Origin of the sequence: Streptomyces sp. NPDC000345 (assembly GCF_042898825.1) — a bacterium.
Lineage (GTDB): Bacteria > Actinomycetota > Actinomycetes > Streptomycetales > Streptomycetaceae > Streptomyces.
The window spans coordinates 79,638-102,785 of sequence record NZ_JBIAZE010000025.1; the positions used below are offsets into that span (position 1 = coordinate 79,638).

Consider the following 23,148-nt stretch of genomic DNA (forward strand, 5'->3'; position numbering starts at 1 on the left):
CCCTCTCAGCCTGCCGCGCCCCTCCCCTTTCCCCGGGTCAGGCGGTCTCGGTCGAGGGCAGGGTGCCCGTGCGGGCCGCCTCGCCGTACCAGTGCGCGCTCGACTTCGGCGTGCGGGTCAGCGTCGCGTAGTCCACGTACACCGCCCCGAACCGCTTGCCGTAGCCGTACGCCCACTCGAAGTTGTCCAGCAGGGACCACAGGTAGTAGCCCCGTACGTCGGCGCCGTCGGCGATCGCGCGGCGCACCGCCGAGAGGTGGCCGTGCAGATAGGCGACCCGCTCGGGGTCGTGGACCCGGCCGTCGGAGTCGGGCTTGTCGTCGTAGGCCGCGCCGTTCTCGGTGATGTAGAGCGGCAGGCCCGGCGCCTCCCGCGTGTAGCGCATGATCAGTTCGTGCAGGCCCGACGGGTCGATCGTCCAGCCCATCTCCGTGCGGTCGCCCGGGGTCTGGTGGAAGGCGACGTCGTCGGCGCCCGGCCACGGGGAGTGGTCGCTCGCGCCGTGCCCGTCCGAGCGCGGGCCCGCCACGGACACGTCCGCCGCCGACACCAGCGTCGGCGTGTAGTAGTTCAGGCCCAGCGCGTCCAGCGGCTGGTTGATCGTCTGCAGGTCGCCGTCGAGGACGTACGACCAGTCCGTCAGCGAGGACGTCGCCGCGAGCAGGGTCTCCGGGTACGCGCCCCGCAGGATCGGGCCGTGGAAGACGCCGTTGGCGAGGTCGTCGATCTTGCGGACCGCCGCCAGGTCCGCCGGGTCGCCCGGCGAGAGCGGGCGGACCACCGAGGAGTTGAGGCTGATCGCCACCGTGTTGCGGGCCGGCATCGCCGACCTCAGCGCCGAGGTGCCGAGGCCGTGCGCCAGGTTCAGATGGTGGGCGGCCCGCAGGGAGGCCACCGGCTCCGTACGGCCCGGCGCGTGCACCCCCGAGGCGTACCCCAGGAACGCGCTGCACCAGGGCTCGTTCAGCGTGATCCAGTTCTCCACGCGGTCGCCGAGCGCCTCCCCGACGATCTGGGCGTACTCGGCGAACCGGTACGCGGTGTCCCGCTCCGGCCAGCCGCCCGCGTCCTCCAGCTCCTGCGGGAGGTCCCAGTGGTACAGGGTGACGGCGGGCTTGATGCCCTTCGCCAGCAGCTCGTCGACCAGCCGGCGGTAGAAGTCCAGGCCCACCTGGACCGCCGGGCCGCGCCCGGTCGGCTGCACCCGGGACCAGGAGATCGAGAAGCGGTACGCCGACAGGCCCAGCTCCGCCATCAGCGCGACGTCCTCGCGGTAGCGGTGGTAGTGGTCGACAGCGATGTCACCGTGCTCGCCGCCGGCCGTCTTGCCCGGCGTATGGCTGAAGGTGTCCCAGATCGAGGGGGTGCGGCCGTCCTCCCGCACCGCCCCCTCGATCTGGTACGCGGAGGTCGCGGCACCCCAGAGGAAGGCGGGAGGAAACGTCACCGGGGTCACCGGGGCGGCCTGCTGTACGGACTCGGGCATGGAAGCGCTCCCATGGATGGTCGTCGAGGTCGTCGAGACCGACCGACGAGGTTGGGGGGATGAGGTGGGGGTGCGAAAGGGGCCGGGGCGGCGGTGACCCGGCCCCCCGAAGTCACGGGGCGGAAGACGTCAGCCCTTCACCGCGCCCTGCATGATGCCGCCCACGATCTGCTTGCCGAAGATCGCGAAGACCACCAGCAGCGGCAGCGTGCCCAGCAGCGCACCCGCCATGATCAGAGACTGGTCGGGCGTGTACCCGCGGCCCAGACCCGCGATCGCGACCTGCACGGTCGGGTTGCCGGTCTGGCTGAGGACCAGGAAGGGCCACAGGAAGTCGTTCCACGTCTGGACGAACATCAGCATGCCGAGCACCGCCATCGCGGGGCGCGCCGCGGGGAACACCACGTGCCACACCACGCGCCAGCTGCTCGCGCCGTCCACCCGGGCCGCCTCGATGATCTCGTCGGGCAGCGCCTGGATGAGGTACTGCCGCATGAAGAACACACCGAACGCGCTCACCAGCGACGGCAGGATCACCGCCTGCAGCTGGTCGGTCCACTCCAGCTTGGCGACCATCATGTACAGCGGGATGACGCTCAGCTGCGGCGGCACCATCATCGTGCCGATGACGATCAGCATCAGCGCGCTCTTGCCCTTGAACCGCAGCTTGGCGAAGGCGAAGCCGGCGATCGTGGACAGGAAGACGATCGTCACCGCCGAGGTCCCGGCCACGATCGTCGTGTTGACGAAGGCCTTGCCGAGGTTGGCGTCGGTCCAGGCGAGCTCCAGCTTGTCGAAGAGGTTCGCGCCGAACCAGAACGGCGGGGGTGTCTGCGCCAGCCGCTGGTTGTCGCGGGAGGCGGCGATCGCCGTCCACACCAGCGGGAACAGCGAGCCGATCGTGAACAGGATGAGGATGGCGTACGCGATCGGGCCGCCGTGCATCTGGCCGCCCGCCCGCGCGGACTTCGGTCGGCGCACCCGGCGGGCCGCCGGTACGGCGTCCTCGGGCTCGCCTTTGATCAGGGTCGTCGTCGTCACGGCCGGTACTCCTAACTACTGGCGCGCAGCCGGCGCGAGATGACGTAGTTGACGATGCCGACCACGATCAGGATCAGGAACATCGTCCAGGCGATCGCCGAGGCACGGCCCAGGTGCTGGTTCACCCAGCCCTGCTCGTACAGGTACAGGCCGAGCGTCTGGAACTGGTGCTCCGCGCCGCCCGACGCGCCCTTGTTCGCGTCGAACAGGAGCGGCTCGCCGAACACCTGGCTCGCGCCGATCGTGGAGACGACGACCGTGAAGAGGATCGTGGGCCGCAGCGACGGCAGCGTCACATGGAAGAACTGCTGCCAGCGGTTGGCCCCGTCCAGCGCCGCCGACTCGTACAGGTCCGACGGGATCGCCTGCATCGCGGCGAGGTAGATCAGCGCGTTGTAGCCGGTCCACCGCCAGATGATGATCGACGAGACCGCGATCTGGGACGGCCACTTGTCGTTCTGCCAGTCGACGGCGTCGATGCCGACGAAGTGCAGCGCCCAGTTGATCATGCCGTAGTCGCGGCCGAAGAGCAGCACGAACACCAGGGAGGCGGCGGCGATCGAGGTCGCGTACGGGGCGAGCATGGCGACCCGGTAGAAGGTCGAGGCGCGCAGCCGGTAGTTGAGGATGTGCGCGAGCCCCATGGCCATCAGCAGCTGCGGGACGGTCGAGATGATGCCGATGGTCAGGGTGTTCTTCGCCGCGTTCCAGAAGAAGTCGTCGTCGAAGATGCGGGTGTAGTTGCGCAGCCCCACCCAGGTCATGTCGGTGGGCGCGGTCATCTCCACCTGGTGCAGCGACGCCCAGCCCGTGTAGATCAGCGGGAACAGGCCGAAGGCGAGGAACAGCAGGAAGAACGGCGAGACGAAGGCGTACGGGCTCCAGCGGATGTCCCGCTGCCAGCGGCGGGAGAGCCGGGCGCGGTGCCGCTTCTCCGCCTCCGTGGCTTCCGCGGGCGGGCGGCCCGGGGCCGCGCCCCCCTCCTTCACGGGGGGCGCGGCGGTGTTGTGGCGGGTGGCCATACGGGTCACTTGTCCAGGTTGTTGTCGATGGTCTTCGTCGCCGTCTTCCAGGCCTCCTCCGGCGACTTGCCCTTCGTCACGAGGATCACGCCGTTGTCGGTCAGACCCTGCTGGATGATCTGGTCCTTCGGGCCGATCACCTGGACCGGGGCGGCCTTGGCGGCCTCGGAGAAGATGGTGCCGATCGGAGCGTCACCGGTCATCTCGTTCTTGGCGGAGGTTACCTCCGACATGGTGTACGTGCTCGGCGCGCTCGGGAAGGAGCCCTGCACCTTGAACAGCTTCGCCTGCTGCTCGGGAGCGGTCAGCCAGGTGATGAACGCCTCGGCCTCCTTCACGTGCTTGCCGCTCTTCGGCACGCCCAGGAAGGAACCGCCCCAGTTGCCCGACTTGGGCGCGACGGCCACGTCCCACTTGCCGGCCGTGTCGGCCTTCGACTTGCCCTTGATGTAGCCGAGCATCCACGGCGGGCAGGCCATCGCGGCGAACTTGCTGTTGGCGATGGTCTGGTCCCAGGTCGGCTGGAACTGGGTCTGGGCCTGGACCAGCCCCTCCTCGGCTGCCTTCGCGGTGAGGTCGAAGGCGTCCTTCACGGCCGGGTTCGTCTTGTAGATGATCTCGCCGGAGGAGTCGTAGAACTTCTCCGTCTCACTGCTGAGGATCGCGTTCAGCAGACCGCCGGGGGAGTCCATGAAGGTGGTGCCGGACTTAGCCTTCTTTTTGTACTGCTCGCCCACGTCGACGAACTTGTTCCAGTCGCCGGCCCACAGCTTGGCCACCTCCGCGCGGTCGGTGGGCAGACCGGCCGCCTCGAAGAGGTCCTTGCGATAGCAGATGGCCATCGGGCCGATGTCGGTGCCCAGACCGATCGTCTGGCCGTCCTTGGTGGTGCCCTGCGACCACTTCCAGTCCAGCCAGTTGCCCTTGTTCACGCCCGAAACCTTGGACAGGTCCTCGAACTTGGCCGCCTGCGTGGCCACGACCTCGGCGATGTTGCCCACCTCGATGGCCTGGACGTCCATCAGGCCGCTGTTGGTGGTGAGGTGGTTGATCAGCGCCGGGTAGTAGTTCTCGTTCCGCTCGGTGACGTTCTCCTGGATCTTGATCTCCGGGTGGAGCTTCTCGTACTCGGCGTAGAGGCCGGCCTCCTTGAAGCCCATCGTGCCGAAAAGACCCAGCGTGATCGTGGTCTTGCCTTTGCCCGTGCCGGACGACGAACCGTCGGATGCGTCGTCGCCGCCGTCGTCGGCACAGCCGGCCAGCAGCCCGGCGCCCAGCGACGCGACGGCCGCGAGGACTACCGCCCGGCGGGCGGTTCGGGTACGTGCTCGCATTGCGTCCTCCTGTTGCCCTGACGTGCCGACCCCCCGGCCAACTGCATGGTTGGGCCCGTTTGTTTCTCGCTGCGGCTCGGGCGGGGAACGTGCGGGATGTGTATGTGTCAGGTACCGTGGGAGCGCTCCCACCGGTGATGTGTTGAAGAGTCGTCGGTTCGGGCGGGGGTGTCAAGGGCGGGAGCGCGGAGAGATGCGTTCAGTTATCCGGCTGTTAGCTAACCCCGGAGAGTGATGCGCATTGCGCCCAGTTCGGCACAGAACGACCGTTGGGCCAGGAGAGGGGCGGAGAGCCGGGACTGTTAGATTCCAGGCCAGCGTGATGACGACGGCGGGAAGGCGGAGCCCATGGCAAGCCACGGAGCGCGAGGGCGGAGTGGCGGTCGGCCCACCCTCGAGGAGGTGGCCGCCCGCGCCGGCGTCGGCCGCGGCACGGTCTCCCGGGTGATCAACGGCTCCCCGAGGGTCAGCGACGCGACCCGCGCGGCCGTGGAGGCGGCGGTCGCGGAACTCGGCTACGTGCCCAACACGGCCGCCCGCGCCCTCGCCGCCAACCGCACGGACGCGATCGCGCTCGTCGTCCCCGAGCCGGAGACGCGGTTCTTCACCGAGCCGTACTTCTCCGACATGCTGCGCGGGGTGGGCGCCGAACTCGCCGACACCGAGATGCAGTTGCTGCTGATCTTCGCGGGTAGCGACCGCGAACGCCGCCGGCTGGCCCAGTACCTGGCGGCGCACCGGGTGGACGGCGTTCTGCTGGTGTCCGTCCACGCGGACGATCCCCTGCCCGACCTCCTGGCCCAGCTGGAGATCCCGGCGGTGATCAGCGGCCCGCGGTCCGCCGGGGAGACGCTTCCCTCGGTGGACTCCGACAACTACGGCGGCGGCCGCTCGGCCGTGGAGCACCTCCTCGCCCGCGGCCGCACCCGCATCGCCCACATCACCGGCCGCCTCGACGTCTACGGCGCCCAGCGCCGCGTCGACGGCTACCGCGACGCCCTGCGGGACGCCGGGTACGCGGTGGACGAGGGGCTCATCGAACCCGGAGACTTCACCGAGGAGGGCGGTCACCGCGCGATGACGGCACTGCTCGCCCGTACTCCCGCCCTCGACGCGGTCTTCGCCGGCTCGGACGTCATGGCGGCCGGTGCCCGCCAGGCGCTGCGCGAGGCGGGCCGCCGCATACCGGAGGACGTGGCCCTGGTCGGCTACGACGACTCCGCCATCGCCCGCCACATGGACCCGCCCCTGACGAGCGTGCGCCAGCCGATCGAGGAGATGGGGCGGCGGATGCTGGACCTCCTCCTCACGGAGATCGCGGACCGCCGTCCCGCGGTGTCGCGGGGGCTGGAGCGGCGGCAGGTGGTGCTGGCGACGGATCTGGTGGGGCGGGCGTCGTCGTGAGGTGACGTGACGGGACATGGCGTGCCGGGGCATGGCGTGACGTGACGGGGGCGGCCGGCGGCGGCCTACGGTGTGTCGAGCCGCCATCGCAGCTCGCCGTCCTGTGATTCCCGAGTCGGTGCCAGTCCGGCCGCCCGGGCCACCGCGGCCGAGGCCAGGTGGTCGGGACGGACGTGGGCGACGACCGTACGGACGCCACGCTCGCGCAGCCACGCGACGAGCCCCGTCGCCGCCTCGGACGCCAGGCCGCGGCGCTGCCACGCGGTACCGAGCACCCAGGCGATCTCGGCGGTGCGGCCGTTGCCGGTGACGGTGGCCTGGACGGTGCCGGTCAGACGGCCGGCGTCCCGGAGCCGCAGCACCCAGTTGAGCCAGGAGACGGCCGGGTCGGGGGAGCCGGCGACCAGGCGCGCGTAACGGGTGCGAAGAGTGCGCGGGGAGCTGGGGGCGCCGCCGGTGAAGGTGTGCAGGGCGGGGTCGTCCAGGACCGCGGCCATCTCCTCCGCGTGCTCGACCTGGAGGGGGACGAGGTCGAGGCGGGGTGTGGTGATCGGTTCCATGCGCACGGCCGACTCCGTTGGTCCCGGAAACGCGTCAGCCGGTGACCCCCCTTGCGGGAAGTCACCGGCTGATGACTCAGGGTGAGTGACGGGACTCGAACCCGCGACATCCTGGACCACAACCAGGTGCTCTACCAGCTGAGCTACACCCACCACGACCGGCGGTTGACTTTGTGTCGTTTCCCCGACCGGCCGAGAAAAAGTGTACAGGGTCCGAAGGGGTGCTCGCGCACGGCTTTCCCGGGGCAGCCCGAAGGCTGTTCCCGGGGCGGCTACCCGGCGGGCAGGACGTGCTTGGCGGCGATCGTCTTCGCGGTGTCCGAGTCGGGGCCGGGCTGCGGGACGAAGACGGCCTCGCGGTAGTAGCGCAGTTCCGCGATCGACTCGCGGATGTCGGCGAGGGCGCGGTGGTTGCCGTTCTTCTCGGGGCTGTTGAAGTAGGCGCGCGGGTACCAGCGCCGGGCCAGCTCCTTGATCGAGGAGACGTCGACGATGCGGTAGTGGAGGTAGTTCTCCAGGGCCGGCATGTCGCGGACGAGGAAGCCGCGGTCGGTGCCGACGGAGTTGCCGCAGAGGGGGGCCTTGCCGGGCTCCTTCACGTGCTCCCGTACATATGCCAGCACCTGCTCCTCGGCCTCGGCGAGCGTCGTGCCGCCGGCCAGCTCGTCCAGGAGGCCGGACGTGGTGTGCATCTGGCGCACCACCTCCGGCATCGTCTCCAGCGCCTTGGCCGGCGGCCGGATGACGATGTCGACCCCCTCGCCGAGGATGTTCAGCTCGGAGTCGGTGACGAGGGCGGCAACCTCGATGAGCGCGTCGTCGGACAGCGAGAGGCCGGTCATCTCGCAGTCGATCCACACCATGCGATCGTTCATGCGACCACCCTAAAGCTGAGGTCCCCTTTTGTGTCGCCCCGCGTCGGCGCAGACGCCCCGCGTGGGGCTCCGCCCCTGGCCGCCCGCCCTGCGCCCACCCGTCCTCCGCCCACCCACCCCCGACTCGCTTGCGAGAAGGGTCACCCCCTCCGCCCCCCTCCGCCCCCTCCGGCGTTCGAAGGCGAGCCCGCTCAGGGCCGAGGCGCGGTTGAGGGCGTGGCCCTCGGCAGGGTGCGCGGACGCAGCCCCGCGAGGCGCAGGGGCGCGGCACCGCCGGGGCTCATGGGCGGACCCCGCCGTGGGGCGCGGGGTGACGTCTCGCCGAGGTTCGCGGCCGGTGCCTCTGCCGCGGTCTCGGGGCCGAGACCCGGTGGGGTTCACGGGCCGGGGCCCCGGCGGGTTCAGGGGCGGAGCGCCCCGGGGGGTTCAGGGGCCGGGGCCCCGGGTGGTTCAGGGGCGGAGCGTTCTGGGGGCGGTTAAGGGCGGAGCCCCTGGGGGTGGGAACGGGTGAGGGCGGCCGGGGTGTGGATCGCCCCGGCCGCCCTGGCCGTGCATCGTGGCTCACATACCGCTGCGCTGGCCCGGCAGGCTCGCGCGGGAGGTCGCGTAGGCCTCACGCGCGTGGTCCGCCGAGAGGCCTCCCGGTGATCCCATCGCGCCGGACGTCGCCGCCGTGCGCCTGATCTGCGGAGGCACCGGACCCGGCCCGTCCGGATGCAGCGCCGGAGGCGGGCCCGTCGGCACCGGCGCCGACGGTTCGGCCTCCAGCGGGCGTTCGCCCTGCGGCCTGCGCGCCCGGTACGCCGCCCGGTAGGCGGCCGGGGACGAGCCCAGCTGCCGGCGGAAGTGCCCGCGCAGCGCCACCGGTGAGCGGAACCCGCAGCGGCCCGCGACCTCGTCCACCGAGTAGTCCGACGTCTCCAGCAGACGCTGCGCCTGCAGCACCCGCTGGGTGATCAGCCACTGCAGCGGCGCGCTTCCGGTCAGCGAGCGGAAGCGGCGGTCGAAGGTGCGCCGGCTCATGTAGGCGCGCGCCGCGAGCGTCTCCACGTCGAACTGCTCGTGGAGGTGTTCCAGCGCCCAGGCGACGACCTCGGCGAGCGGGTCGGCGCCGATCTCCTCCGGTAAAGACCGGTCGAGGTAGCGCTCCTGGCCGCCCGACCGGCGCGGGGGGACCACCAGACGACGGGCCAGCGCCCCGGCCGCCTCGTTGCCGTGGTCCGTCCGCACGATGTGAAGACAGAGATCGATTCCGGCCGCTGTGCCCGCCGACGTCAGCACGTCGCCGTCGTCCACGAAGAGTTCTCGTGGATCCACGTGCACCGACGGGTAGCGCTTGGCCAGCGTCGGTGCGTACATCCAGTGGGTGGTGGCCGGGCGGCCGTCCAGCAGACCTGCTGCCGCCAGCACGAACGCGCCGGTGCACAGGCCCACGATGCGGGCGCCCTCTTCGTGCGCCCGGCGCAGCGCGTCGAGCGCTTCCTCCGGTGGCGGAGAAGTGATCGAACGCCAGGCCGGCACGACGACCGTGCCCGCCCGCGAGATCGCTTCCAGGCCATGCGGCGCGGTGAGTTCCAGGCCCCCCGTGGTCCGCAGCGGGCCTTCTTCGCCGCCGCACACCAGCAAGCGGTAGCGCGGCACGCCGGCGTCCTGGCGGTCAATCCCGAACACCGACAGCGGAATGGAACTCTCGAAGATGGGGCCGCCGCTGAACAGCAGCACCGCGACGATCTCCTTGCGGCGTCGCCCGGAAAGCTTCCGGGCCGCGGCTTCCGGCGCGGCAGTGGAGTCGTGGCTCATCCTGCTAAGCCCCCCTCGGTGGTCGCGGCTCCTCGGTTGTGTCGCTCCTGCACGTTTCCCCTCGGTCCTGCACGAGTCCCCCGCCGTAGACAGTCAAGATCGAATCTACTGTGTCGCGTGATGCCGGCGTGGCCAGTTCAGCACCCGGCAGATTGTCGACTTGGCAACTTGGCGTGAAGCATTCGATCACGAAGCGTTGCACTCGTGGAGCGTGCAGGGAAGTGCGCCTCGTCGTAGTGGCCAATCCCCGTAGGGTGCGCAAGGCCCCCGAGGGCTTATCCGCGCAGGTGGCACGGGGGGTGGGGGGTGGTTACGGCAAGAGATGCGCAGGAAGCGGAAGTTGGCTGAAAAGCAACGTCCCGGTGCGTGAAAACCGGTCAACCGACCGGTGAGTTTCCACCGGAGTGACGACCGCCACGGTGCGCCCCCGTTCCGGTGCGCTGATGGCGCCCCCGGTGGTGCGCGGGCGGTGGGTGATTCCCGGGCAGCGACCGGGCCGCGCCCCGCTCGGACTGGCGCAGCAGCAGCCGGCAGACGGCCGTGACGGCGGCGAGGCCGAGGGCGGTGCCGGCGGCGCCGGCCAGGGAGGTGCCGTACCAGAGGAGGACCACCGGGACGAGGACGCAGGAGAAGGCCGCCCAGCGGATCAGGTCGGTGGTGCGCTCGTCGCCGGGGCGGGAGGGGGAGGGTGTGCGGGACGAGGGCATGGGGCGGGCTCCTCCCTGGGTCGGCGGTACACGTGCTCAACGCCGCTGCGGCCGGTCGGTCACTCCCGTCCTGCCGCCGGTGCCGAGGGAATCCTGTGCAAACCGCCTGTACGGGGCAGCAACCATTGCGTTACGGGCGCCTGCTCGTGCATGCTCCCTGGAACCCCCACCGAGGGTGCGCGGGGAACTGGGCGTAGGAGGAGTGCCGCCGTACCCTTGGGGGTATGGGGTTGGGAAGATGATTCCCGGACACAGCTCCGCCGCTCACTGCCGTCCCACCCGTAAGCAGGCACCCACAACAAGGACTGTCGTCCCTCCCGTATAAGGATCGATACGCCGAGACAGCCATGGCCGGTCACGAATTCTTCGAACCCGCGGACCGCAAGCGGCCCGTCGCCGACCCCACGGCGGCCGAGCCCCTGGCGGCGGAAGAGGCGCGCCCCACGTGCGATCCCGCCTTCAAGCACGGCGTCGTCGTCGGCTTCGACGGCTCGACCTCCAGTGAGCGCGCCCTCGCGTACGCGATCGGCATGGCCCACCGCTCCCGTGCGGGCCTGATCATCGTCCATGTCGCCAACCGGCTGCCCACGACCGTGTGGGCGGGCTGCGAGCCGCCGGTCTTCGTCGATGTGCCGGACCACCGCACCGAGGTGCTCGGGCTGGAGCTGGCCTGCGCGGACTACCTCGCCGAAGTGCCCTGGATCCTGGTCGAGCGCGGCGGCGACATCTGCCACGAACTCGAAGAGGTGGGGCGGGAGTACGAGGCCGACGCGATCGTCGTCGGCTCGACGCACGGCATCGTGGGCCGGATCTTCGGCTCGGTCGCGGGGCGGCTCGCCAAGCGGGCGAAGCGGCCCGTCATCGTGATCCCTTAGGGCTCGTCGTGATCGTGTAGAGCCGGCCGCAGTCCTGTGGAGCTCGCCGTGGTCCTCTGTGGCTCCCCGTGGTCCTCTGCAGCTCGTCCGATGCGGTGGAGCGGTCCGCCGGCTCTCGCGTCCCACGCGACTCTCCTGTCTCCCTCCCGTCAACTCCCTTGTGCGGCGCATGAATCCGTTCACACGCGGAGGTGTTTGTGCCCTTGTGAAGGGCATATATCGGTCACCGCGCATCGCACCACCGCATGAAGGGAGCCCGCCGTGGACAATGACGTCTCCGCGGGAAGCACCACCACGATCGTCGGCCGACTCGCCCTGGGCATCACCCTGTTGGCGTTCGGTCTCGGGTACACCGACCTGATCGACGGCGTGACGGCGGCGGACGCCGTATCCGTCGCCCACTACGTCGGCGGCGTCGCGCTGTTCGTCGTCGGCCTGCTGGCCCTCCGGGACCGCGACACGGCCGACGGTACGGCCTTCACCGTCCTCGGCGCCCTGTGGTTCACCTGGGCCGTCTCCGCCGGCGCACAGGTCTCCGACAACGCCGCCGGACTCTTCCTGCTCCTGTTCGCCCTCGTGGCGCTCTCCCTGGCCGCGGCGGGCGGGGACCAACTCACCCGGGGCACCTACGGGTTGTTCCTGGTCGCGCTGGTCCTGATGGCCGTCGCGCGGTTCGCCGACAGCGACTCGCTCACCCGGGCCGGCGGCTGGTTCGCGGTCGTCGCGGGCGCGGTGGCGTGGTACGCGGCGACAGCGGCGATGGCCCACTGGCCCACGGCGCTTCCACGGCGGGCTGCCGGCCGGGGTGTGACGGCCACCGGCTGAACGGGCAGCCGACGCCGGGGAGCCGGGCCTCCCCGGCGACCCGGACGGACCCCCGTGACCGGAGGCGTCACGCGGGGTCCGTTCCCTGTCCGGGCACAACCGGGCCCCGCGGGGCTGAGCCCACGGGGCCTGGAGCGGACCGGGCGGCCTACGGCGCCCGGTCCGCCATGTCTCGTCGTACGGCTCGTCCGGCCGGCCGTGACTACTCGACCGTGACCGACTTCGCCAGGTTCCTCGGCTTGTCGATGTCCCGGCCGAGAGCCTTCGCCGTGTAGTACGCCAGCAGCTGGAGCGGGATGCCCATCAGGATCGGGTCCAGTTCGTCCTCGTTCTTGGGGACGACGATCGTCTGGTCGGCCTTCTCCTGGCACTCGTGGGCCACGGCGAGGATCCTGCCGCTGCGGGCCTTGATCTCCTCCAGGGCCGCGCGGTTCTTCTCCAGCAGGTCGTCGTCCGGGACGATCGCGACGGTCGGCAGGGCGGGCTCGATCAGGGCCAGCGGGCCGTGCTTCAGCTCGGAGGCCGGGTAGGCCTCGGCGTGGATGTAGGAGACCTCCTTGAGCTTCAGGGAGGCCTCACGGGCGACCGGGTAGCCCCGGACGCGGCCGATGAAGAGCATCGAGCGGGCCTCGGCGAACTCCGCGGCCAGCTTCTTGATCTCGTCCTCGTAGGAGAGGATCTCCGCGATCTGGCCGGGCAGCTTGCGCAGCCCCTCGATGATCCGCTTGCCGTCGCGGACCGAGAGGTCGCGGGTGCGGCCGAGGTGCAGGGCGAGCAGGGCGAAGGCCACCGTGGTGTTGGTGAAGCACTTGGTGGAGACCACGCACACCTCGGGGCCGGCGTGCACGTAGATGCCGCCGTCGGCCTCGCGGGCGATCGCCGAGCCGACGACGTTCACGACACCGAGGACCCGCGCGCCCTTGCGCTTCAGCTCCTGGACGGCGGCGAGGACGTCGTACGTCTCACCGGACTGGGAGACGGCGATGTAGAGGGTGTCGGGGTCGACGACCGCGTTGCGGTAGCGGAACTCGGACGCGGGCTCGGCGTCGGCCGGGATGCGGGCGAGCTCCTCGATCATCTGGGCGCCGATCATGCCGGCGTGGTACGAGGTGCCGCAGCCGAGGATCTTCACGCGGCGGATCTGCCGGGCCTCGCGGGCGTCCAGGTTGAGGCCGCCGAGGTGCACGGTGGAGAAGCGGTCGTCGATGCGGCCGCGCAGCACGCGGTCCACGGCGTCGGCCTGCTCGTGGATCTCCTTGTGCATGTAGGTGTCGTGGCCGCCCATGTCGTAGGACGCGGCCTCCCACTCCACCGTGGTCGGCTCGGCCGTGGTGCGGGTGCCCTCCGTGGTGTACGTCCGGAAGTCGTCCGCCTTGAGGGTGGCCATCTCGCCGTCGTCCAGGGTGACGACCTGGCGGGTGTGGGCGACCAGGGCGGCGATGTCCGAGGCGACGAACATCTCCTTCTCGCCGATGCCGAGGACGACCGGGGAGCCGTTGCGGGCGACGACGATGCGGTCCGAGAAGTCCGCGTGCATGACGGCGACGCCGTACGTGCCCTCGACCAGCCGGAGGGCCTGGCGGACCTTCTCCTCCAGGGTCTCCGCCTGGGAGCGGGCGACGAGGTGGGTGAGCACCTCGGTGTCGGTCTCGGAGAGGAACTCGACGCCGTCCGCCTCCAGCTTGCGGCGCAGGTCGGCGGCGTTGTCGATGATGCCGTTGTGGACGACGGCGACCTTGTTGTCGGCCGACATGTGCGGGTGGGCGTTCACGTCGGAGGGCGCGCCGTGGGTGGCCCAGCGGGTGTGGGCGATGCCGGTGGTGCCCTTGAAGCGCGCCGGGACCTTGGCCTCCAGGTCACGGACCCGGCCCTTGGCCTTGACCATCTTCAGACCGGCGGTCTTCGGGGAGGTCACGACGATGCCCGCCGAGTCGTAGCCGCGGTACTCCAGCCGCTGCAGGCCTTCCAGCAGCAGCGGGGCCACGTCACGCCTGCCGATGTATCCGACGATTCCGCACATGTATAGGTATCCCCAAGCTTTCGATCACCCGTAGACGATGCGCCGCAGCTGCCTGAGCGAGAGCTCCGGCGGCGCGACCGCCCGGTATTGCAGGTCCGCCGCGATCCGTTCGAAGATCTCCGCGTTCACCAGGCCCTGGGCCTGGAGCTCGCGGTGGCGGCGACGGACGAAATCCTCGGTCGTCTCGTCGAAATAGGCGAGCACGTCCTGGATCACCCGCAGCGCCTCGCCCCGCTGGAGGGGCGTGGACCGCGTCAGGTGATCAACAAGTTCGTCGTGCACCCGGTAGATCCTGAGGTACGCGAGCGGGTTTCGCAAGGAACCTGCCCGAATTCGGGCAGGAGCCTGTTAAGGGACCTTGGTCGAACCTTGAATGTGTTATGAGCGCCTGTTCGTGATCCGTCCATGTGGCGTCCGGCGATCCGTCGCCCGGGGCGACGAGTTTCAGACGTCATGGACACTCCTCGCATGGGCGTACCGGAGCAGCTCGCCGGACGCATGAGCATGGCCGAGCAGCACGAGTACCTGCGCGCACGCTTCTCCCGGCGCACGATGATCAGGGGCGGCGCGGTCACCCTCGGCGCCGTCACCGGTGGCGCGTTCGTGACCGGCGCCACGGCCCGGGCCGCCACCCCCACGCAGCCCCTCACCCGCACCGAGCCGGTCGACGGCTCCCTGGTCGCCCCCTTCGGCCGCCACCTCGCCTGGGGCAACGACCCGCGCACCGAGATCACCGTCTCCTGGCAGGTCCCGGTCGCGGTGAAGAAGCCCTTCCTCCGCATCGGTGCCCACCCGTGGGACCTCTCCCGCAAGATCGAGGCCGAGGTGCGCACCCTGTACACCCCGGCCGGGGTCGGCGCGTCCGGCGACCACACCCAGTACTACGTACATGCCGAGCTCACCCGCCTGCGGCCCGGCAGGACGTACTACTACGGCGTCGGCCACGCCGGCTTCGACCCGGCCGAGCCGCACCTGCTCGGCACCCTGGGCACCTTCACCACCGCCCCCGCGCACAAGGCGCCGTTCACCTTCACCGCCTTCGGCGACCAGGGCGTCAGCTACCACGCGCTGGCCAACGACAGCCTGATCCTCGGCCAGAACCCGGCCTTCCACCTGCACGCCGGCGACATCGCCTACGGCGACCCGGCCGGCCAGGGCAAGACCTCCGACACGGGCTTCGACGCGCGCACCTGGGACCAGTTCCTCGCCCAGACCGAGTCCGTCGCCAAGTCCGTCCCGTGGATGGTGTCGTACGGCAACCACGACATGGAGGCCTGGTACTCGCCCAACGGCTACGGCGGCGAGGAAGCCCGCTGGAACCTTCCGGACAACGGCCCCGACAGGAAGAACCTCCCGGGCGTCTACTCCTTCGTCTACGGCAACACGGCGGTCATCTCGCTGGACCCCAACGACGTCTCCTTCGAGATCCCGGCCAACCTCGGCATCTCCGGCGGCACCCAGACCACGTGGCTCGAGGCGCAGCTGAAGAGGTTCCGGGCCGCGAAGGACATCGACTTCGTCGTCGTGTTCTTCCACCACTGCGCGTACTGCACCTCCACCGCGCACGCCTCGGAGGGGGGTGTGCGCCAGGAGTGGGTGCCGCTGTTCGACAAGTACCAGGTGGACCTCGTCATCAACGGCCACAACCACCAGTACGAGCGCACGGACGTCATCAAGGGCGGCGCGGTCACCAAGAAGCTCCCGATCGGCGGCACCGCCTACCCCGAGACCGAGGGCGTGGTGTACGTGACGGCGGGCGCGGCGGGCCGCAGCCTGTACGCCTTCACCGCCCCGGACTCCTACGAGGGCCACGAGCACGAGGTCGACTCCGTGGCCTCCTTCGTCAACGTCAAGGACGGCAAGCAGAACGAGACCGTCACCTGGTCGCGCGTGCGCTACCTGAACTACTCCTTCCTGCGGGTGGACGTCACCCCCGCGCCGAAGGGCCACTACACCACCCTGAAGGTCCAGGGCATCGCCGAGACAGGGGACCGGATCGACCACTTCACGGTGGCCCGCAGGGCCGGATAGCCCCGGGCGCGCGCCCGGAAGGCGGGGCGCACCGCCCGGCAGGTGGTCCTCGCCCGCGTCACATGCGCCTGAGGACCGCCTGTTTGGCCATCGTGAACTCGTCGTCCGTCAGGACCCCGGCCCGGTGCAGTTCACCGAGTTCGCGCAGCCGGCGCAGCAGCGCGTCGTGGTCGGGGCCGGCGCCCGGGACGTCCGGCCCGGGCCCGGAGGCTCGCGGGGCAGCGGGCCGTACGGGGTCCTCGGGGGCGGCCGCCGGATGCGGCAGCCGGGCCTGCACCGCCGCCGCGACCAGCGCCATCAGCGGGTCCTTCTTGAAGCCCCACAGCTCGACGGCGTTGGGGTCGTACTTCGGCGGGGCCTCGGGGGGCGCGTGGCGCACACGGAACCGCAGATGGCCGTTCTCCAGGCCGGCGGCCGGATGCCACTCGACGCCCACGATGTCCTCGACGCGGATCGTGCGGGCCCCGGCGGAGGCCTTGGCGTCCTCCGTCTTCCAGTTCCACTCCAGGCGCACCTGGTCGCCGTCGAAGCTCGCGGTGCCGTCCCCGGCGGAGCAGGACAGCGGAACGGACGGTCCGGGCAGCAGGTACGCGTCCACCGGACCGGCCGGCACCCGGTCCAGGGTGAGCGCGTCGCGGACCTCGTCCACGAAGTACTCGGCGACGCCGTAGCGGTCGGACTCGACGATCAGCTGGTACGGGTCGTGCGGCTCGGTCAGCCGGCCTCCGGTCGCGTGCAGCAGGGGATCGGCGCCCTCCCGCAGCCGCAGCCTCAGCCGCCCGCTCCGCTTCCCCTGCTCGAACGAGATTCCCGCCAACGCCCCCAGCGGGACGACGAGTTCACCGAGCTCCCGGCGCAGCAGCCCGACTCCCTTGTCCCGCCCCGGGGTCAGCCGCAGCGCGTCGCCGTCGAAGACCCAGGTACCGTCCTTCTGAAGGATTTCCGCCATGGGGAGATTCTGGCACCGGGCGGTCACGGCCCCGGCGGACGCCGGAGCCGACGACGGGCTCCCCGAGGACCGCACCCGGGGAGCCCGTGCGTCTTGATCAGAACCCTGTGACGGGATTTTTCAGGGTGCCGATCAGCTGGAGGGCGCCCGAGGGGTCCGCGAGGTCCACCATCTGCCGGTTGTCACGCAGCTGGAGCCGGTTGAGGCAGGACAGGGCGAACTCGGGGGCGAACATGTCGTACTGGCGGAACCGGTCGGCGAGTTCGGGGTTCGCGTCCTGGTAGGCGCGGGTGACCTGGGCGACCGTGCGCCAGAAGTCGTCCTCCGCGAGGATCCCCTCGTCGGCCAGGCCGGCCGCGAGGAAGCGGAAGAAGCAGTCGAAGACGTCCGTGAAGACGGACAACAGCTTCTTGTCCTCGGGCACCTCCACCCGGATGCGCCGCACCTCCGGCGGCAGCACCGCGTCCGGGTCCATCACCGCGATCTCCTCGGCGATGTCCTTGTAGACCGCCCGCTGCACGACCCCGTCCCGCAGTACGAGGATCGTGTTCTCGCCGTGCGGCATGAAGACCAGGTCGTAGGCGTAGAAGCTGTGGAGCAGGGGCGTGTAGTACGCCTGGAGGTAGTGGCGCAGCCACTCCACCGGGGCCAGGCCCGACTGCTCGATCAGCGCGCCCGCCACGGACTTCCCCTCGTGGTCCACATGGATCAGGGACGCCATGGTCGCGAGCGACTCGCCGTCCTGGAGCGACGGCACCGGGCTCTCCCGCCACAGCGCGGCGAGCATCTTGCGGTACGGCGAGTAGCGGTCCGTCGCCGCCTCGTACTCCAGGTGCCGGTAGCCCACGGCCGCCCGCTCCCGGATGATCGACAGGCCGGTCGACTTCAGCACCGGGTCGTTGTCGATGAGCTGGGCCAGCCAGTCGTTGATCGCGGGCGTGGCCTCCATGTACGCCGCCGAGAGGCCGCGCATGAAGCCCATGTTGAGGACGGACAGGGCGGTCTTGACGTAGTGCTTCTCCGGGTGGGACCGGTTGAAGAAGGTCCGGATGGACTGCTGGGCCAGGTATTCGTCGTCGCCCTCGCCCAGGCACACCAGGTTCTTCCGCGCGATCTCGGCCGCGAAGGTGACGGTGAGCTTGTTCCACCACTGCCAGGGGTGGACGGGGATGAGGAGGTAGTCGGCCGGGTCGAGGTTCTGCTCGCGCAGGATCCCGTCGAAGCGCTCGACGGTCTCCTCGCCCAGCTCCTGCCGTACGAAGGTCTCGTACTCGATCCCGACGCCCGCCGTGAACGCGGCGCGCGAGCGGTGGGCGGCGAGCCAGACCAGCCGGACCGGGCTCGCCGTCTCGGGGGCGTAGGACAGGTACTCGTGGACGCCGAAACCGAGCCGCCCGTTGTTGGCGACGAAGCAGGGGTGGCCCTCGGTCATGCCGGTCTCGATGGCCTGGAACCCGCTCCGCACCAGCTCCGCCGAGGTGATCCGCGGTTTGGTGAGCTTGTAGCAGGTGCTGGAGAGGGTGGAGGAGACCTCCTCCAGGTAGACCGGCAGGATCTCGTCGCTCAGCCCGAGGGCCTGCCGGAGCTCGATGAAGAAGTCCAGTGCGGCGAGCGGGAGTTCGGCGCCGTCGCGGGTGCGGGTGATCGAGTCGGCGTCCACCTGCCAGTGGTCGAGGGCGCGGCGTACGGCGGTGAAGCGGTAGTACGTCAGACCGTCGTCGCTGCGGACGACGTACCGCCCGTCCCGCCACTCGGGGGTGAGGAGCCGCTCGTGGGCGAACTCCGCGAGGGCCTTGCGGACCAGCAGGCGGTTGGCCTTCTCCCAGCGGTCGGGGGAGAGGTGGGCCACGGAGCCGGCGAGGGTCATGCGTGCACCCCCGTCGCGGCGAGGAACTGCTCCCGGGTGCAGAAGCTCAGCAGGGCCTTCTTCTCCGGCTTCTGGATCTCGCGCTCGGGCACGAAGCCGACGGCTTCGTTGAGGGCGTGGACGGCCTTGTTGGACACGTCCGGCTCGACGACGACGCGGGTGACCGCCGGGTCCTCGAAGAGGTGCGTCATCACGGCGGTGATGACGGACCGGGTGAAGCCGTGGACGGGCGTGTCGGTGGGCGGCGTGAGGAAGTGCATGCCGATGTCGCCCGGCCGCGGCTCGTACAGGCCGACCAGCTCGCGGTGGGCGGGATCGTACTTCTCCATCAGGAAGGCGGGGACGCCGTCCCGCAGCCCGAGCAGCGCGTGATGGTACTCGTCGGCCGCGATCTCCATGTAGGCGCGCTCGACGTCCTCCAGCCTGGCGTCCTGCATCATCCAGAAGGCCGCCTTGGGATGCGTCACCCAGCCGTGCAGCAGCTCGGCGTCCTTGAGGGGGTCGAGGGGGCGGAAGGTGAAGGTCATACCGAGAACTCCTGGAACGCGATGGTCTTCTCGACCGGGTAGTGCTCGCCGCCGAGCAGCTCACGGATGATGCAGCTGTTGCGGTACGGGCCCATGCCGAGGTCGGGGGACGTGATGCTGTGCGTGTGCACGCCGGCGTTCTGCAGGAAGATGCCGTGGCCCGTGACGTCGATGGAGTAGTTGCGGGCGACGTCGAAGCGGCCGTGGCCGTCGAAGCGTATGCGGTCGCGGACGGGTTCGAGGAAGGCCGGCGGTTCGTAGTGGTAGCCGGTGGCCAGCACCAGGCCCTTGGTGACGATCTCGTAGTCCTTGCCCTGCTCGTCCTGGCGGAGGCCGAGCGTGTACGCGCCGTCCTCGTACCGGGCGCTGTGCAGGGTGGAGTTGGTGAGCAGCCGGGTCGGCACGGGCCGGTCGCCGCTCTCCACGTTCTTCTGGTAGAGCAGGTCGAAGATCGCGTCGATGAGGTCCGAGTTGATGCCCTTGAACAGGCCCTTCTGCTGCTTCTCCAGCCGGTAGCGGGTCTCCTCCGGCAGCGCGCGGAAGTAGTCGATGTAGTCCGGGGAGGTCATCTCCAGGGTCAGCTTGGTGTACTCCAGCGGGAAGAACCGCGGTGAGCGGGTGACCCAGTTGAGCTGGTAGCCGTGGACGTCGATCTCGGCGAGCAGCTCGTGGTAGATCTCCGCGGCGCTCTGGCCGCTGCCGACGATGGTGATGGACTTCTTCGTCTGCAGTTCCGCCTTGCGCCGCATGTACTGCGCGGTGTGGAAGAGGCCGCCGTCCAGTCCGCGGCAGGGCTCGGGGACGAAGGGGACCGTACCGGTGCCGAGGACGAGGTGGCGGGCGCGGTACACGTCCCCGTCCGTGGTCCGCACGGCGTAGTGCTCGTCCTCGTACGTCACCTCGGCGACCGTCGTCGAGAAGCGCACGCTGCTCAGCTTGCCGGCCGCCCAGCGGCAGTAGTCGTCGTACTCGACGCGCAGGGGGTAGAAGTTCTCGCGGATGTAGAACGAGTACAGCCGCCCCTTCTCCTTCAGGTAGTTGAGGAAGGAGTACGGCGAGGTCGGATCGGCCAGGGTGACCAGGTCCGACATGAACGGGGTCTGCAGGTGGGCGCCGTCGAGGAACATGCCGGCGTGCCACTCGAAGTCGGGCTTGGACTCCAGGAAGACGCCGTCGAGCGCGTCGATGGGCTCGGTGAGGCAGGCGAGGCCGAGGTTGAAGGGGCCGAGCCCGATGCCCACGAAGTCGTGGGTCTTTGCCGTGGTGTCAGGAAGCGCGGTCAAGGGACTCTCCCAGGTACTGCTCGGCGTGGCTGGCGATCAGATCGAGGACGGCGGCGATGTCGGCCGCGGTGGTCTCGGGATTGAGCAGGGTGAACTTCAGGTAGTGGCGGCCGCCCACCTTGGTGCCCGCGACCACGGCGTCGCCGGAGGCGAACAGGGCCTTGCGGGCGTACAGGTTGGCGCGGTCGATCTCGGCCGGGTCGGTGACGGCCCCCGGGATGTAGCGGAAGACGAGGGTGGAGAGGGAGGGCTGCACGACGACGTCGAAGCGGGGGTCGGCGGCCAGCAGGTCCCAGCCCTCGACGGCCAGGTCGCAGACCTCGTCGAAGAGCTGCCCGATGCCGTCGGCGCCCATCGTGCGCAGGGTCATCCACAGTTTGAGCGCGTCGAACCGGCGCGTGGTCTGCAGGGACTTGTCCACCTGGTTGGGGATGCGTTCCTGCACCATGCGACGCGGGTTCAGGTACTCGGCGTGGTAGGTCGCGTGGCGCAGCGTGGCCGCGTCCCTGACCAGCACGGCGGACGAACTCACGGGCTGGAAGAAGGACTTGTGGTAGTCGACGGTGACGGAGTCGGCGCGTTCGATGCCGTCGATCCGGTCCCGGTACTTGAGGGAGGCGAGCAGTCCGCAGCCGTAGGCCGCGTCGACGTGCATCCAGGTGTCGTACTGGGCGCACAGCTCGGCGATCTCGGGCAGCGGGTCGATGGAGCCGAAGTCGGTGGTCCCGGCGGTGGCGATGACGGCCATGGGGACGAGTCCGTCCTTCGCGCAGCGCTCCAGTTCATGGGCGAGGGCGACCGTCTGCATGCGCTTGTCGTGGTCGACGGGGACGCAGACCACGGAGTCCTGGCCCAGACCGAGCAGTTTCGCGGACTTCTTCACGCTGAAGTGGCTCACCTCGGAGGCGAAGACGCGCAGTTTCGCCGGTGTGTCGCTCTTCGCCTCCTCGCGGGCCAGCAGCAGGGCCTGGAGGTTGGACTGGGTGCCGCCGGAGGTGAACACGCCGTCGGCGGCCGGGCCGAGGCCGATGCGCCCAGCCGTCCAGTCGATCAGTTTCCGCTCGATGAGGGTGCCGCCGGCCGACTGGTCCCAGGTGTCCAGGGAGGAGTTGACGGCGGACAGGACGGCCTCGCCGAGGACGGCCGGGATGACCACCGGGCAGTTGAGGTGGGCGAGGTAGCGGGGGTGGTGGAAGTAGATCGCGTCGCGGAGGTAGACCTCCTCCAGCTCGTCGAGCACCGCGGTGGTGTCGTGCAGGGGCTGGTCCAGGTCGATCCCGTCGATGCGGGGCGCGAGGGCGTCGACCGTGACGCCGGTGAACGGACGGTCGGTGGCGGCGAGTTTGGCGGCCACCCGCTCGACTCCTTCGGTCACGGAGCGGCGGTACCGCTCCGCGGTCGTGTCATTGAGCAGGTGCGAGCGCATGGGGGGCCCTCCGGGGGTGGGGACGGGTCCGGGACGGACTCAGGGGCGGAGCCTCGGTTTAACTTAGGTAAGCCTAACCTAATTTAACCCGGGTGAAACTCCGCCCCTGCCGTGACCGGGGTCACGTCGTTCACGCGCGCTCGCGGAGCTGTTCCTCCGTCAACCCGCGGCGCCAGTAACCGACGAAGGCGACCCGCCGGCGGTCGATCCCGCGCTCGTGCACGAAGTGACGGCGCAGCGCCTTTACGGATCCCGACTCACCCGCGATCCAGGCGTACGGGTGCGCGGACGACGGGAGTCGGGCGGCCCGGACGGCATCGAGGGAGCTCCCGGCGGTCACCCAGGTGATCTCGGCGTCCGCCAGGGTCATCAGGTCCTGCGCGTTCCCGGGGTCGCCCAGCTCGATCCAGGCACGCACCCGCTGTCCGGGCGGCAGCGACTCCAGGATCGAGGAGAGGGCGGGGAGCGCGCTCTCGTCTCCCCACAGCAGCACCTGATCGGTGTCCTCGGGCGGCCGGAAGCGGATGGCCCGGTTGTCGGCGATCGCGGGGCCCAGCAGGACCACCCGGTCCCCGGCGGCGGCCCGGGCGGCCCACGCGGAGGCGGGGCCGGCGGGCGTGTGCAGCACGAAGTCGATGTCGATCTCGTCGGGATCGCGCCGCATCGCGCGGAGCGTGTACGACCGCATCACGGCCCGTACGTCATCGGGCAGTTCGCGCCAGCCCTGCCACCATCCGTCCCCGAGTTCGAAGGGGACGGCGGGCTCCGGCTGCCCCGGATGCGGCAGGAAGAGGGAGAGCGACTGGTCCCGTCCGTCGGAGAAGAAGTGACGCAGGTCCTCCCCGGCGAAACTCACCCGGACCAGGGACGAGCCGAGCCGCCGCGTCCGCGCGACCCGGAGGGAGAAGAAGCGGAACGGGGCGGCAACGGCCGTAGTCATGGGGCGCTCCTGAAAGACGGGGCAGGGCAAGGCTCTTCAGGGGCGCGGGGGCGCCCCCCCCCCCGGGCCCCCCCCCCGGGGGGGGCCCCCCCCCCCCCGCCCCCCCCCCCCCCCCCCCCCCCCCCCCCCGGCGCGGGCCCCGGGGGGGGGGGGGGGGGGCCCGGGGGGGGCCGCGG

20 protein-coding genes and 1 tRNA gene are annotated in these 23,148 nt (G+C 70.5%); 4 read left to right on the forward strand and 17 right to left on the reverse strand.

Going from position 1 to position 23,148, the window contains the following annotated elements; all coding sequences use genetic code 11:
- Window positions 1–37: 37 nt before the first annotated feature.
- The 4 genes from ACFY30_RS38085 to ACFY30_RS38100 all read right to left on the reverse strand — a co-directional run bounded on the left by ACFY30_RS38085 (window position 38) and on the right by ACFY30_RS38100 (window position 4,883).
- Window positions 38–1,486: a GH1 family beta-glucosidase gene (locus tag ACFY30_RS38085; protein ID WP_390849727.1), complete on the reverse strand. Its 1,449-nt coding sequence runs from the start codon at window positions 1,484–1,486 to the stop codon at window positions 38–40.
- A 129-nt stretch (window positions 1,487–1,615) separates the two neighbouring features.
- A complete protein-coding gene (locus ACFY30_RS38090; protein ID WP_390849728.1) occupies window positions 1,616–2,527 on the reverse strand; it encodes a carbohydrate ABC transporter permease in 912 nt (303 codons plus the stop codon).
- An 11-nt stretch (window positions 2,528–2,538) separates the two neighbouring features.
- Entirely contained in the window at window positions 2,539–3,549 is a 1,011-nt protein-coding gene (locus ACFY30_RS38095; RefSeq protein WP_390849742.1) for a carbohydrate ABC transporter permease, read from the reverse strand.
- 5 nt (window positions 3,550–3,554) lie between these two features.
- Window positions 3,555–4,883 carry an ABC transporter substrate-binding protein gene (locus ACFY30_RS38100; protein ID WP_390660098.1) on the reverse strand — a complete coding sequence of 443 codons (1,329 nt, stop codon included), beginning with the start codon at window positions 4,881–4,883 and terminating at the stop codon, window positions 3,555–3,557.
- Between the two features lie 348 nt (window positions 4,884–5,231).
- Between ACFY30_RS38100 and ACFY30_RS38105 the strand changes: the two genes are divergently transcribed.
- Window positions 5,232–6,287 carry a LacI family DNA-binding transcriptional regulator gene (locus ACFY30_RS38105; RefSeq protein ID WP_390849729.1) on the forward strand — a complete coding sequence of 352 codons (1,056 nt, stop codon included), beginning with the start codon at window positions 5,232–5,234 and terminating at the stop codon, window positions 6,285–6,287.
- Window positions 6,288–6,352: 65 nt separating this feature from the next.
- On the opposite strand, the gene ACFY30_RS38110 is transcribed toward ACFY30_RS38105, so the two are convergent.
- The 5 genes from ACFY30_RS38110 to ACFY30_RS38130 all read right to left on the reverse strand — a co-directional run bounded on the left by ACFY30_RS38110 (window position 6,353) and on the right by ACFY30_RS38130 (window position 10,229).
- A complete protein-coding gene (locus tag ACFY30_RS38110; protein WP_390849743.1) occupies window positions 6,353–6,847 on the reverse strand; it encodes a GNAT family N-acetyltransferase in 495 nt (164 codons plus the stop codon).
- A gap of 80 nt (window positions 6,848–6,927) precedes the next feature.
- Window positions 6,928–7,000: transfer RNA gene (locus tag ACFY30_RS38115), tRNA-His, on the reverse strand.
- A 119-nt stretch (window positions 7,001–7,119) separates the two neighbouring features.
- Entirely contained in the window at window positions 7,120–7,722 is a 603-nt protein-coding gene (gene orn / locus ACFY30_RS38120; protein ID WP_390849730.1) for an oligoribonuclease, read from the reverse strand.
- 561 nt (window positions 7,723–8,283) lie between these two features.
- On the reverse strand, window positions 8,284–9,522 hold the full coding sequence (locus ACFY30_RS38125; RefSeq protein WP_390660094.1) for a helix-turn-helix domain-containing protein: 1,239 nt from the start codon (window positions 9,520–9,522) through the stop codon (window positions 8,284–8,286).
- Window positions 9,523–9,899: 377 nt separating this feature from the next.
- The gene (locus ACFY30_RS38130) at window positions 9,900–10,229 is read right to left on the reverse strand and encodes a hypothetical protein (RefSeq protein WP_390821594.1); all 330 of its coding nucleotides are present in this window, start codon (window positions 10,227–10,229) and stop codon (window positions 9,900–9,902) included.
- 347 nt (window positions 10,230–10,576) lie between these two features.
- On the opposite strand from ACFY30_RS38130, the gene ACFY30_RS38135 reads away from it, so the two are divergent.
- Together ACFY30_RS38135 and ACFY30_RS38140 are read left to right on the forward strand one after the other, a co-directional pair.
- Window positions 10,577–11,104 (forward strand): universal stress protein, encoded by a 528-nt coding sequence (locus tag ACFY30_RS38135; protein WP_133911316.1) that lies wholly within the window; start codon window positions 10,577–10,579, stop codon window positions 11,102–11,104.
- 261 nt (window positions 11,105–11,365) lie between these two features.
- Entirely contained in the window at window positions 11,366–11,929 is a 564-nt protein-coding gene (locus ACFY30_RS38140) for a GPR1/FUN34/YaaH family transporter (protein WP_390849731.1), read from the forward strand.
- A 202-nt stretch (window positions 11,930–12,131) separates the two neighbouring features.
- On the opposite strand, the gene glmS is transcribed toward ACFY30_RS38140, so the two are convergent.
- Window positions 12,132–13,949 carry a glutamine--fructose-6-phosphate transaminase (isomerizing) gene (gene glmS, locus ACFY30_RS38145; RefSeq protein WP_390660090.1) on the reverse strand — a complete coding sequence of 606 codons (1,818 nt, stop codon included), beginning with the start codon at window positions 13,947–13,949 and terminating at the stop codon, window positions 12,132–12,134.
- A gap of 24 nt (window positions 13,950–13,973) precedes the next feature.
- On the reverse strand, window positions 13,974–14,231 hold the full coding sequence (locus tag ACFY30_RS38150; RefSeq protein WP_390849744.1) for a hypothetical protein: 258 nt from the start codon (window positions 14,229–14,231) through the stop codon (window positions 13,974–13,976).
- Window positions 14,232–14,417: 186 nt separating this feature from the next.
- Between ACFY30_RS38150 and ACFY30_RS38155 the strand changes: the two genes are divergently transcribed.
- A complete protein-coding gene (locus ACFY30_RS38155) occupies window positions 14,418–15,980 on the forward strand; it encodes a fibronectin type III domain-containing protein (protein WP_390849732.1) in 1,563 nt (520 codons plus the stop codon).
- Between the two features lie 58 nt (window positions 15,981–16,038).
- On the opposite strand, the gene ACFY30_RS38160 is transcribed toward ACFY30_RS38155, so the two are convergent.
- The 6 genes from ACFY30_RS38160 to ACFY30_RS38185 all read right to left on the reverse strand — a co-directional run bounded on the left by ACFY30_RS38160 (window position 16,039) and on the right by ACFY30_RS38185 (window position 22,972).
- Entirely contained in the window at window positions 16,039–16,929 is an 891-nt protein-coding gene (locus ACFY30_RS38160; protein WP_390849733.1) for a DUF4429 domain-containing protein, read from the reverse strand.
- Window positions 16,930–17,026: 97 nt separating this feature from the next.
- On the reverse strand, window positions 17,027–18,796 hold the full coding sequence (locus ACFY30_RS38165) for an IucA/IucC family protein (RefSeq protein ID WP_390849734.1): 1,770 nt from the start codon (window positions 18,794–18,796) through the stop codon (window positions 17,027–17,029).
- Complete coding sequence (locus ACFY30_RS38170) at window positions 18,793–19,323, reverse strand: GNAT family N-acetyltransferase (RefSeq protein ID WP_390849735.1); 531 nt, start codon at window positions 19,321–19,323, stop codon at window positions 18,793–18,795. Before ACFY30_RS38170 ends, ACFY30_RS38165 begins: the two co-directional genes overlap by 4 nt.
- Entirely contained in the window at window positions 19,320–20,606 is a 1,287-nt protein-coding gene (locus ACFY30_RS38175; RefSeq protein WP_390849736.1) for a lysine N(6)-hydroxylase/L-ornithine N(5)-oxygenase family protein, read from the reverse strand. Before ACFY30_RS38175 ends, ACFY30_RS38170 begins: the two co-directional genes overlap by 4 nt.
- Window positions 20,590–22,032: a lysine decarboxylase DesA gene (desA, locus tag ACFY30_RS38180; protein ID WP_390849737.1), complete on the reverse strand. Its 1,443-nt coding sequence runs from the start codon at window positions 22,030–22,032 to the stop codon at window positions 20,590–20,592. Before desA ends, ACFY30_RS38175 begins: the two co-directional genes overlap by 17 nt.
- Window positions 22,033–22,162: 130 nt before the next feature.
- A complete protein-coding gene (locus ACFY30_RS38185; protein ID WP_390849738.1) occupies window positions 22,163–22,972 on the reverse strand; it encodes a siderophore-interacting protein in 810 nt (269 codons plus the stop codon).
- Between the last annotated feature and the right edge of the window lie 176 nt (window positions 22,973–23,148).

Coding starts and splice junctions, on each gene's coding strand:
- ACFY30_RS38085 (WP_390849727.1), bottom strand. CDS start 1,486: ATGCCCGAGTCCGTACAGCAGGCCGCCCCGGTGACCCCGGTGACGTTT.
- ACFY30_RS38095 (WP_390849742.1), bottom strand. CDS start 3,549: ATGGCCACCCGCCACAACACCGCCGCGCCCCCCGTGAAGGAGGGGGGC.
- ACFY30_RS38100 (WP_390660098.1), bottom strand. CDS start 4,883: ATGCGAGCACGTACCCGAACCGCCCGCCGGGCGGTAGTCCTCGCGGCC.
- ACFY30_RS38105 (WP_390849729.1), top strand. CDS start 5,232: ATGGCAAGCCACGGAGCGCGAGGGCGGAGTGGCGGTCGGCCCACCCTC.
- ACFY30_RS38110 (WP_390849743.1), bottom strand. CDS start 6,847: ATGGAACCGATCACCACACCCCGCCTCGACCTCGTCCCCCTCCAGGTC.
- orn (WP_390849730.1), bottom strand. CDS start 7,722: ATGAACGATCGCATGGTGTGGATCGACTGCGAGATGACCGGCCTCTCG.
- ACFY30_RS38125 (WP_390660094.1), bottom strand. CDS start 9,522: ATGAGCCACGACTCCACTGCCGCGCCGGAAGCCGCGGCCCGGAAGCTT.
- ACFY30_RS38130 (WP_390821594.1), bottom strand. CDS start 10,229: ATGCCCTCGTCCCGCACACCCTCCCCCTCCCGCCCCGGCGACGAGCGC.
- ACFY30_RS38135 (WP_133911316.1), top strand. CDS start 10,577: ATGGCCGGTCACGAATTCTTCGAACCCGCGGACCGCAAGCGGCCCGTC.
- glmS (WP_390660090.1), bottom strand. CDS start 13,949: ATGTGCGGAATCGTCGGATACATCGGCAGGCGTGACGTGGCCCCGCTG.
- ACFY30_RS38155 (WP_390849732.1), top strand. CDS start 14,418: ATGGGCGTACCGGAGCAGCTCGCCGGACGCATGAGCATGGCCGAGCAG.
- ACFY30_RS38160 (WP_390849733.1), bottom strand. CDS start 16,929: ATGGCGGAAATCCTTCAGAAGGACGGTACCTGGGTCTTCGACGGCGAC.
- ACFY30_RS38165 (WP_390849734.1), bottom strand. CDS start 18,796: ATGACCCTCGCCGGCTCCGTGGCCCACCTCTCCCCCGACCGCTGGGAG.
- ACFY30_RS38170 (WP_390849735.1), bottom strand. CDS start 19,323: ATGACCTTCACCTTCCGCCCCCTCGACCCCCTCAAGGACGCCGAGCTG.
- desA (WP_390849737.1), bottom strand. CDS start 22,032: ATGCGCTCGCACCTGCTCAATGACACGACCGCGGAGCGGTACCGCCGC.
- ACFY30_RS38185 (WP_390849738.1), bottom strand. CDS start 22,972: ATGACTACGGCCGTTGCCGCCCCGTTCCGCTTCTTCTCCCTCCGGGTC.